This window comes from Sphingopyxis sp. MC1 (genome assembly GCF_000371385.1).
Taxonomy (GTDB): domain Bacteria; phylum Pseudomonadota; class Alphaproteobacteria; order Sphingomonadales; family Sphingomonadaceae; genus Sphingopyxis; species Sphingopyxis terrae.
This window is the reverse complement of the sequence record NZ_AOUN01000008.1, coordinates 292,914-302,098: the sequence shown is the minus strand read 5'-3', so window position 1 is coordinate 302,098 and position 9,185 is coordinate 292,914. Positions and strand designations below refer to the sequence as shown.

Sequence of the window (9,185 nt, the reverse complement as noted above, 5' to 3'; positions counted from 1 at the left end):
GTAACAATCAGGGGAGCACGTCATCATCGATGCGATCGGGTTCGGCATCATCATGCCGGTGCTGCCGCAGCTCGTGATGGAGGTGGGGCGCATCGACCTGCCGCATGCAATCGAGGTCGGGGCGTGGATCGGGCTTGTCATGGCGATGGCGACCTTCCTCGCTTCGCCGGTGCTCGGCAATCTGTCGGACCGGTTCGGGCGGCGGCGCGTGCTGCTGCTGTCGCTTGCCGGACTCGCCGCCGACTATGCACTGCTGACGATCGTCGACACGCTGCCCTGGCTGTTCCTCGCGCGCGCGCTGTCGGGAATTTTCGGGGGTAGCTATGCCGCCGCGATGGCGGCGATCGCCGATGTCACGCGGCCGCAGGAGCGCGCTCGCAACTTCGGTTTCGTCGGCGCCGCCTTCGGTGTCGGCTTCGTCGTCGGCCCCGCGATCGGCGGCTTTCTGGGCGAGTTGTCGCCGCGCGCACCCTTCGTGGCGGCGGCGCTGCTCGCGGCGGCGAACATGATCTACGGCGCCTTCATCTTTCCAGAGACGCTGGCCCCCGACAAGCGGCGCGGCTTCGACTGGCGCCGCGCCAATCCGCTTGGCGCGGTTCGCACGATGCGCGCGCTGCCGGGCATGAGCGGCGCGGCGGCGGTGCTGCTGCTGTGGCAGATCGCCAGCCTCGTCTATCCGATGACGTGGAGCTTTTACTGCATCGCGCAGCTCGGCTGGACGCCGGGGATGATCGGCGCGAGCCTTGCCGCGGTCGGCGTCGCCATCGCGCTCGGGCAAAGCTTCGTCGTCGGGCCGATGGTCGCGCGCTTCGGCGAACGCGATGCGGCGACGATCGGCATCGCCGTCGCGGTCGCGGTGTTCGTCGGCTATGCGTTCGTGACGACGACCTGGGGCGCCTTCCTGCTGATCGTGCCGATCATGTTCCAGGCGCCGGTGCAGCCATCGCTGAGCGCCATCTTGTCGCGCCGCGCCGATGCCGGCGCGCAGGGCGAGGTGCAGGGAATATCGGCGATGGCAATGGGGCTGGGACAGATCGTCGCGCCCCTGCTGCTCACCGGCACCATGGCCTGGTTCACGGGCGCGAACGCGCCGGTGCATTTCCCCGGCGCCGCCTTTCTGGTGGCGGCGCTGTTCGGACTGTTCGCGATCGCGATGCTGCGCCGCCTGCCGCGCGCGACGCGGACAAGCGACGCCGACGCGGCCGATCAGATGCCGCCGTCGGTCACCGCATAGCCCGCCGCCTCGAGCGCTGTGCGCACGGCGGCAACGCAGGCGACGACCCGCTCCGCGTCGGTCGAGCGAAAGACGAAATTGGCGCCGACGCGGCCGTCGCGAAAGAAGGGATAGCTGCCGATCGCGACGCCGGGGTGATCCTTTTCGCCCGCGCGAAGCAGGTCGGCGACCTCGCTTTCGGGTGCCCATGCGCCGATCGTGTGCGCGACGAGCGGCGCTCCGCCTTCCAGCGCGCCCGTCAGCGCATCGAGCATGCCCGCGGTAATGTGCGGCACGCCCGCCATCACGAACAGATTGCCGATGCGGATGCCGGGCGCGCCCGACATGCGGTTGGGGATCAGCTCGGCGCCCTCCGGGGTGCGCGCCATGCGCAGCCGCGCCTCGGTCAGTTCGCCGCCGCGCGCCGTGTAATAGCGTTCGAGGATCGCGCGCGCATCGGGGTGGACGATGACCCCGACGCCGAGCGCCTTTGCCACCGCATCGACGGTAATGTCGTCGTGGGTCGGGCCGATGCCGCCGGTGGTGAAGACATAGTCGTAACGCGCACGCAGCGCATTCAGCGCATCGACGATCTCGTCCTCGACATCGGGGACGATGCGCACTTCGCGCAGGCGAATCCCCTGCACGTCGAGCCAGGTCGCGATCTGCGCGACATTCTTGTCCTGCGTGCGGCCCGAGAGAATCTCGTCGCCGATCACCAGCACGGCGGCGGTCCAGATGCGTTCGTCGCTCATCCTCTTGCCTTACCGCGCCCGCATGACAAAACAAGGCTTCTGGATCGCAGACAATGTTCCTGATATGTTCTTTGCGACTCGCAGCAAGGGAGAGCAACCGTGGCCGACGATCTGATTTTCTATACCAACCCCATGTCGCGCGGACAGATCGTCCGCTGGATGCTCGAAGAGGTGGGCGCGCCCTATCAGACGCAAATCCTGGGCTATGACGACAGCATGAAGGGCGCCGACTATCTGGCGATCAACCCGATGGGCAAGGTGCCCGCGATCGTCCACCGGGGCAAGGTCGTTACCGAATGCGCCGCGATATGCGCCTATCTGGCCGATGCTTTTCCCGATGCGGGGCTCGCGCCGCCGCTGGAGGCGCGCGCCGACTATTACCGCTGGCTGTTCTTTGCCGCCGGGCCGCTCGAAACCGCGGTGACCAACACCCATGCGGGCTGGGTGCCGAGCGCCGAGCAGCAGCGGATGGTGGGATATGGCTCGTTCGAAAAGGCGCTCGACGCGCTCGAAACGGCGGTGGCGGGCAAGGCCTTCGTTGCGGAGGGGCGCTTCAGCGCCGCCGACGTCTATGTAGGCAGCCAACTCGACTGGGGTCTGCAATTCGGGACGATCCCGACGCGCCCCGCCTTCGAAGCCTATGTCGCGCCGTTGCGCGATCGCGCGGGATACCGGCGGGCCAAGGACATCGACAACGGGCTGATCGCCGAGATGCAGGCGGCGAACCCGGCCTGACGGCATCCGGCGCTAGAAAATCCCTGCTGCCAGCCCTTCCGCGAGCGCGGCGCCCAGATCGCGCGCTTCGGCAAGGCGGTCCGCCGCAATCGTCTTGGGGGCGAGGATCGCCTCGGGCGTCTGGGCATCGGTATTGACGATGACGGGATCGGCCACACGCCGCAGGCGCCAACCGGTCGCGATGCGGTCGAGCTGGCGCTGGGCATTTTCGCCGTCGGAGCCGGCGCAGATGATCGTCGCATAGGGGCGCCCCTCGATCCGGCCGAGGCAGGGATAATAGCAGCGGTCGAACATCTCCTTCATCGCGCCCGACAGCGCCGCGAGATTTTCGGGACCGACGAACAGATAGCCCGCCGCCGCTTTAATCATCTCTGGCGTCACATCGTCCGCCGCGACGCGGCGCGCTGCGTCGCCGGCGCCTGCCGCCGCCGCCTCGGCGAGCGCGGCGCTGCCGCCGGTGCGGCTGTGCCAAATGATAAGCAATTTGCATTTCATCGCCGCAATATCCTCTAGCGTCGCGCGAAGCCCGCACCGCCGGGCCGCCGCTTGCCAAGCCATGCCACAAGGCGCAAGCAGGACCAAAAGGGGAGGATGCGATGAAGCGTGCGATCTGTCTGATTCCGATCATGCTGTGGGCGAGCGGCGCGGCGGCGCAGGATGCGGCGAGCGAGGCGACCCGTGCCGCGCAGGCCGAACTCGCCCAGCGCCTGCCACTCGACGACCCGCGCGACGAGGCGAATGTGCTGCGCGGCAAGATCGCCGAGATTCCGGACGGCGTCATCACGGGCAAGGATGGCCGGATCGTCTGGGATCGCCGACCCTATGACTTTCTGAACGGGGCGAAGGCCCCCGACACGGTCAACCCGTCGCTGTGGCGGCAGGCGCGGCTCAATGCGGTGCACGGGCTGTTCGAGGTTGTGCCGGACAAGATCTGGCAATTGCGCGGCTATGACCTGTCGGTGATGACGATCATTCGCGGCAAGACCGGGTGGATCGTGGTCGATCCCCTGCTGTCCGAGGAAACCGCAGCGGCGGGGTGGAAGCTGTTCGCCGACACGGTCGAGGCAAAGACGGGCGTGCTGCCGATCCGCGCCGTCATCTTCAGCCACAGCCACAGCGACCATTTCGGCGGCGTCGGCGGCGTCGTGACTCCCGAACAGGTGAAGAAAGACAAGATCCGCATCATCGCACCGCACGGCTTTTCCGAAGAGGCGACGTCGGAAAATGTCCTTGCCGGCCCGGCGATGGGGCGCCGCGCGCTCTATATGTTCGGGGCGATCCTCGCGCCCGGGCCGACGGGACAGGTCGATACCGGGCTTGGCCCCAAGCTGTCGTCGGGAACGATCGGCTATATGGAGCCGACCGAAACCGTGCCCGCGCGCGGCGCGACGCTGACCATCGACGGCCTGGCCTTCGACTTCATGGACGCGGGCGGCACCGAGGCGCCGGCCGAGTTCGTCTTTTATATTCCCGCCTACAAAGCGCTCCACACGACCGAGGTGGTGACCCACAATCTGCACAATGTGCTGACGCTGCGCGGCGCGCAGGTCCGCGACGCGCTGCGCTGGTCGAAGGTGATCGACGCGATGCTCCTCAAATGGGGCGGCGGCGCCGAGGTTGCGATGGGATCGCACCATTGGCCGACCTGGGGAACGAGCGAGGTCCGCACGCTCCTCACCAACCAGCGCGACGCCTATCGCTATGTCCATGATCGCACCCTGTTTCTCGCCAACCGGGGCGCGACGCTGCACGAACTGGCCGACCAGACCCCCGAAGCGGCGGTGCAGGGCAGCGATTTTTCGACGCGCGGCTATTATGGCACCCTCAATCACGACATGAAGGCCACCTATCAGCGCTATTTCGGCTGGTGGGATGGCAATCCGGCCAATTTCAACCCGCTGCCGCCCGAAGAGAGCGCGCCCAAATATGTCGCGCTGGCGGGCGGCCCCGACAAATTGCTCGCGGCGGGCAAGGACGCCATCGCCAAGGGTGATTATCGCTGGGCGGCCGAAATGCTGAACAAGCTCGTCTTCGCGGCGCCCGACAATCAGGCGGCGCGCGCGGCGCTCGCCTCGGCCTATGACCAGCTGGGTTATCAGGCCGAATCGGGGGCGTGGCGCAACTATTATCTCGCCGCCGCCGCAACGCTGCGCGGCAATGCGGTCGCTGGCGGCACCAGCAACGGCCAGAGCCGGTCGTTCATCAGCGCGATCCCGACCGCGGTCTTCTTCGATTCGCTTGCTACCCGCTTCGACGCGGTGAAGGGCGCGGCGCAGAAGGGCGTGTTCCAGTTCGTGATGCCCGACAGCAAGGAAAGCGTCGCGGTCGTCGTCGAGGGCGGGGTCGAATTCCCGCGCTATGGCGTCACCGACGCCGCGCCGACCGCGACGATCACGCTCGATCGCAGCACGCTCGACGATGTGATGCTCGGCCAGGCGCAGTTTCCGGCGCTGATGCAATCGGGCGCGATCCGCATCAAGGGCGACCGCATGGCCTTTCTGTCGTGGTTCGCGATGCACCCGCCCGCCGACCCGCGCTTCAATATTGTTGTGCCATAGGGGGCGCTGCGCTTAACGAAGGGCGATGACCGATACCGACGCCGCGCCGCCCATCGACCCCTTCGCACCCGATGCGCTCAACGCGGTGGAGGGGCTTGACCCGGTCGATCCCGCCTATCGCCACGTTCTGCGTATCGCCGCGGCGCTCAATGCCGTCCCGCTGGCGATCGGCGCGAGCGTCGCCGACGCGCTGCTGATCCGCAACATCGGCGGTCCGTTCGGCCTGCTCACCGCGCTGGCCTGGCTGGTCGCGCTCCTCGTCATCGTCATGCTGCCGTCGCGCCGGATGCAGCGGTGGGGCTATCACATCGGCGCGGGGCAATTACGCGTCGCGCGCGGCTGGATGTTCCGCACCGACACCATCGTCCCCTTCGTGCGCGTCCAGCACATCGACGTCGGGCAGGGGCCGATCGAGCGCTGGTTCGGTCTGTCGCACCTCGTCGTCCATACCTCGGGGACGCACAACAGCACGGTGACGCTGCCCGGCCTGCGATCCGATCTGGCGGCGGCGATGCGCGAGACGATCCGCCACCACATCCAGACCGACTTCGCATGAGCGAGGGCGAACCTGCCGCGGCGCCCGCGCGGGCGGCCGATGTCGAACCCGACTGGCAGCGCCTGCACGCGGCGACGCTGGCGCTGGCGATCGTCAAGCTCGGCCCGCGTTCGCTCAATTTTCTGCCCGCGCTGGCGGCGATCGGCTTTGCGGGCAAATGGGCCTATGTCGTTCCCGCGCTGCTCGCCTTTCTGCTGCTGTCGCTGCTCGTCGCGATCGCTGCCTGGCTGCGCTTCCGCTATGCCGTGACCGATGATGCGGTGGTGATCGAGAGCGGCGTGTTCGCGCGCCAGCACCGCACCATTCCTTTCGACCGCATCCAGGACGTCAGCATCGAACAGGGGCTGATCGCGCGCGCGCTGGGCATCGCCAAGGTCGATTTCGAAACCGGCGCGGGCGGCGGCAAGGAAGGCGATGGCGATCTCGACGCCATCGGGTTCGACGAAGCGCAGGCGCTGCGCGGCGCGATCCGCGCCTGGCGCAGCGATGCCGCCGACACGCAGGTTGCCGATCCCTCGGTCGCCGCCACCGAAGGCGGCGGCGATGCCGCAGAGGACCGGCTGCTCTTCGCAATGGATCCGCGCCGGCTGCTCGTCGCGGGCCTGTTCAACTTCTCGCTCGCCGCGCTCGCGGTCGTCGGCGCGTCGATGCAGCTGTTCGACAATCTGCTGCCGTTCGATTTCAACGTCTTCAACCCCATCGACTGGGTCGATCTGGCCGAAGGCTATGGCCTCGACAATTGGGTACTCGCGCATCGCTGGGTCGCCGGTATCGGGGCGCTCCTGTCGCTGCTCGTCATCGGCTTTGCGAGCGGGATAGCGATGATGATCTTCGCCAACTGGGGCTTTCGCCTCGTGCGCGAACCGCGCGCGCTGCGCCGCACGCGCGGGCTGACGACGCGCACCGATGTGGCGATGCCGGTCAAGCGCGTGCAGGCGGCGATCCTCGTCACCGGCTGGCTGCGACAGCGCTTCGGCTGGCACGAGCTGCGCCTGCAAAGCCTGGCGAGCGACGGCGCGAAGGAACCGGACCATCAGGTCGTCCCCTTCGGGCGGCTCGCCGAAATCGACCGGGTGCTCGCCGAGGTTGCGATGCCGCGCCCCGACCCCGGCCAGACGTGGCAACACAGCCACCGCATCATCGCCATCGGCCCGGTCATCGGCGCGGTCGCGGCGGCGACTGGCGGCGTCATTGGGCTGATTCTGGGCAATACGCTCGGCTGGCTCGGCTTGATCGCCGCTCCCCTGCTCGCGGCCGGCGCGCTGTTCGCGACGCGCTTTCATCTGTGGACCGACCTTGGCGAGATGGTCGTGATCCGCCGCGGCTGGTGGAAGCCGAAGACGACGCTGCTGCCGCACGCGTCGGTGCAGAGCGTCGATATCAAGACCGATTTCCTCCTCCGCCCGCTCGGCCTTGCAACCCTCGTGTTCGGCGTGCCCGGCGGCAGCGCGCTCGGCGCGCATGAAATCCCGGCCATCCCGCTCGGCGCCGCGCGGGCTTTACGCGCGCGCATCCTCGCGGCAGGAACGGCGGCATGACTACCGCCGCCCTCGGCATCACCCGCTCGATCCTCGGCCAGCCGTGGCATTGGCGCCGCACGAGCGCCGAAATGGGCGGCGAAAGCCTCGCCCCCGACGATCTGGTGACCCAATTGCTGCTCGCGCGCGGCGTCGCGCGCGACGATCTCGACCGCCAGCGCGTTCCGACGCTGCGCGGTTTCATGCCCGACCCTTCGTTGTTCCGCGACATGGATGCCGCCGCGGCGCGGCTCGCCGATGCGGTCGAGGCGCGCGAGGCGGTGACCATCTTCGGCGATTATGACGTCGACGGCGCGACATCGGCGGCGCTGCTCGTCCGCCTGCTCCGTGCGCTCGATGTGCCGGTGGGCGCCTATATTCCTGACCGGCTGATGGAAGGCTATGGCCCCTCGGGCGCCGCGCTGTTGCGGATCGGCGAAGCGGGGTCGCGGCTCGTCGTTACCGTCGATTGCGGCGCGCAGGCGTTCGACGCGATCGCCGAGGCGAAGGCCGCGGGGGTCGAGGTGATTGTCGTCGATCATCACCAATGCGCGACCACGCTGCCCCAGGCCTTTGCGGTGGTGAACCCCAATCGCCTCGATGAAGAACCGGGCGCGGCGGTGCACGGCAATCTCGCCGCGGTCGGCGTTGCCTTCCTGCTCGGGGCGGCGCTGCTCCGCACGCTGCGCGCGCGCGGCTTTTTCGGTAGCCGTGCCGAACCGCAGTTGATCGAGCTGCTCGACCTCGTCGCACTCGGCACCGTCGCCGACGTCGCGCGGCTCACCGGCTTCAACCGCGCGCTCGTGACGCAGGGGCTGAAGGTGATGGCGCGGCGCGGCAATATCGGCATGGCGGCGCTGATGGATGCGGCGCGGCTGACCAAGCCCCCGACGGCGAGCGACATGGGCTTTGCGCTGGGGCCGCGGATCAATGCCGGCGGGCGCGTCGGCAAATCCGACCTCGGCGTCCGGCTGCTGACCACCGGTGACCCGCAGGAAGCCGCGGATATCGCGCAGGAGCTGTGCCGGCTCAACGAGGAGCGCCGCGCGATCGAGGCGGCGGTGCTCGACGCCGCGATCGAGGCAAGCGGCGCGACCGCGAACGCGCCGGTGGCGATCGTCGCGGGCGACGGCTGGCATCCCGGCGTCATCGGTATCGTCGCGGGGCGGCTCAAGGAAAAGCTGCACCGCCCGGCGATCGTCATCGCGTTCGACGAGGATGGCGTCGGCAAGGGATCGGGACGCTCGATCTCGGGCGTCGATCTGGGGGCCGCTATTCTGGCCGCCAAGGAGACGGGGCTGCTCGTCGCGGGCGGCGGGCATGCGATGGCCGCGGGGCTGACGGTCGAGCGCGCGCGGGTCAATGCGCTGGGCGCCTTTCTGAACGAGCGGTTGGCTGCCGATGTCGAGCGCGCGAGCGGCGACAGGTCGCTGCTGATCGACGCGGTGCTCGCGCCGCGCGGGATCAATCCCTTGTGGTGCGAAGCGATCGAGAGCGCCGGCCCTTACGGCGCCGGCTGGCCTGCGCCGCGCGTCGCCACCGGGCCGGTGCGAATCGTCGAATCGGGGGTGGTCGGCACTGACCATCTGCGGCTGATCGTCGCGGGCGACGATGGCGCGCGGTTCAAGGCGATCGCCTTTCGCAGCGCCGAAACCGAACTCGGCCAGACGCTGCTCCATGCGCGCGGTTCGCGCAAGCTGTGGCTGGCGGGGCGCGCAAAGCGCGACGATTGGGGCAGCCGCCCCGCCGCCGAACTCCATCTCGAGGATGCCGCCTGGGCCGAATGAAACAGCGCGGCGCAATATTTTTGCGTACGCGCCGCCACCACGGCTTGACCGCACCGACCGGCCC

8 protein-coding genes are annotated in these 9,185 nt (G+C 68.6%); 6 read left to right on the top strand and 2 right to left on the bottom strand.

Features of this window, described 5'->3' with window-relative positions; all coding sequences use genetic code 11:
• Positions 1 to 22: 22 nt before the first annotated feature.
• The gene (locus tag EBMC1_RS12435) at positions 23 to 1,234 is read left to right on the top strand and encodes an MFS transporter (RefSeq protein WP_051066422.1); all 1,212 of its coding nucleotides are present in this window, start codon (positions 23 to 25) and stop codon (positions 1,232 to 1,234) included.
• Here the strand turns inward: EBMC1_RS12435 and EBMC1_RS12430 are convergent.
• Complete coding sequence (locus EBMC1_RS12430) at positions 1,207 to 1,968, bottom strand: competence/damage-inducible protein A (RefSeq protein ID WP_003047172.1); 762 nt, start codon at positions 1,966 to 1,968, stop codon at positions 1,207 to 1,209. The genes EBMC1_RS12435 and EBMC1_RS12430 overlap by 28 nt on opposite strands.
• A 99-nt stretch (positions 1,969 to 2,067) precedes the next feature.
• On the opposite strand from EBMC1_RS12430, the gene EBMC1_RS12425 reads away from it, so the two are divergent.
• Complete coding sequence (locus tag EBMC1_RS12425) at positions 2,068 to 2,703, top strand: glutathione S-transferase family protein (RefSeq protein ID WP_003047170.1); 636 nt, start codon at positions 2,068 to 2,070, stop codon at positions 2,701 to 2,703.
• A 12-nt stretch (positions 2,704 to 2,715) separates the two neighbouring features.
• On the opposite strand, the gene EBMC1_RS12420 is transcribed toward EBMC1_RS12425, so the two are convergent.
• Complete coding sequence (locus tag EBMC1_RS12420; protein ID WP_003047167.1) at positions 2,716 to 3,198, bottom strand: flavodoxin family protein; 483 nt, start codon at positions 3,196 to 3,198, stop codon at positions 2,716 to 2,718.
• 101 nt (positions 3,199 to 3,299) lie between these two features.
• Between EBMC1_RS12420 and EBMC1_RS12415 the strand changes: the two genes are divergently transcribed.
• Genes EBMC1_RS12415 through recJ form a run of 4 tightly spaced genes read left to right on the top strand, consistent with a single transcriptional unit; the run spans position 3,300 to position 9,121 of the window.
• Positions 3,300 to 5,261: an alkyl/aryl-sulfatase gene (locus tag EBMC1_RS12415; protein WP_003047164.1), complete on the top strand. Its 1,962-nt coding sequence runs from the start codon at positions 3,300 to 3,302 to the stop codon at positions 5,259 to 5,261.
• 25 nt (positions 5,262 to 5,286) lie between these two features.
• Complete coding sequence (locus EBMC1_RS18825) at positions 5,287 to 5,817, top strand: PH domain-containing protein (RefSeq protein WP_003047161.1); 531 nt, start codon at positions 5,287 to 5,289, stop codon at positions 5,815 to 5,817.
• Positions 5,814 to 7,355, top strand: a complete 1,542-nt coding sequence (locus EBMC1_RS12405) for a PH domain-containing protein (RefSeq protein WP_003047158.1) — start codon at positions 5,814 to 5,816, stop codon at positions 7,353 to 7,355. The genes EBMC1_RS18825 and EBMC1_RS12405 overlap by 4 nt, the downstream gene beginning before the upstream one ends.
• Entirely contained in the window at positions 7,352 to 9,121 is a 1,770-nt protein-coding gene (recJ, locus tag EBMC1_RS12400; protein ID WP_003047153.1) for a single-stranded-DNA-specific exonuclease RecJ, read from the top strand. The genes EBMC1_RS12405 and recJ overlap by 4 nt, the downstream gene beginning before the upstream one ends.
• The last annotated feature ends 64 nt before the right edge of the window (positions 9,122 to 9,185 follow it).

Coding starts and splice junctions, on each gene's coding strand:
- EBMC1_RS12420 (WP_003047167.1), bottom strand. CDS start 3,198: ATGAAATGCAAATTGCTTATCATTTGGCACAGCCGCACCGGCGGCAGC.
- EBMC1_RS12415 (WP_003047164.1), top strand. CDS start 3,300: ATGAAGCGTGCGATCTGTCTGATTCCGATCATGCTGTGGGCGAGCGGC.
- EBMC1_RS12430 (WP_003047172.1), bottom strand. CDS start 1,968: ATGAGCGACGAACGCATCTGGACCGCCGCCGTGCTGGTGATCGGCGAC.
- EBMC1_RS12405 (WP_003047158.1), top strand. CDS start 5,814: ATGAGCGAGGGCGAACCTGCCGCGGCGCCCGCGCGGGCGGCCGATGTC.
- EBMC1_RS18825 (WP_003047161.1), top strand. CDS start 5,287: ATGACCGATACCGACGCCGCGCCGCCCATCGACCCCTTCGCACCCGAT.
- recJ (WP_003047153.1), top strand. CDS start 7,352: ATGACTACCGCCGCCCTCGGCATCACCCGCTCGATCCTCGGCCAGCCG.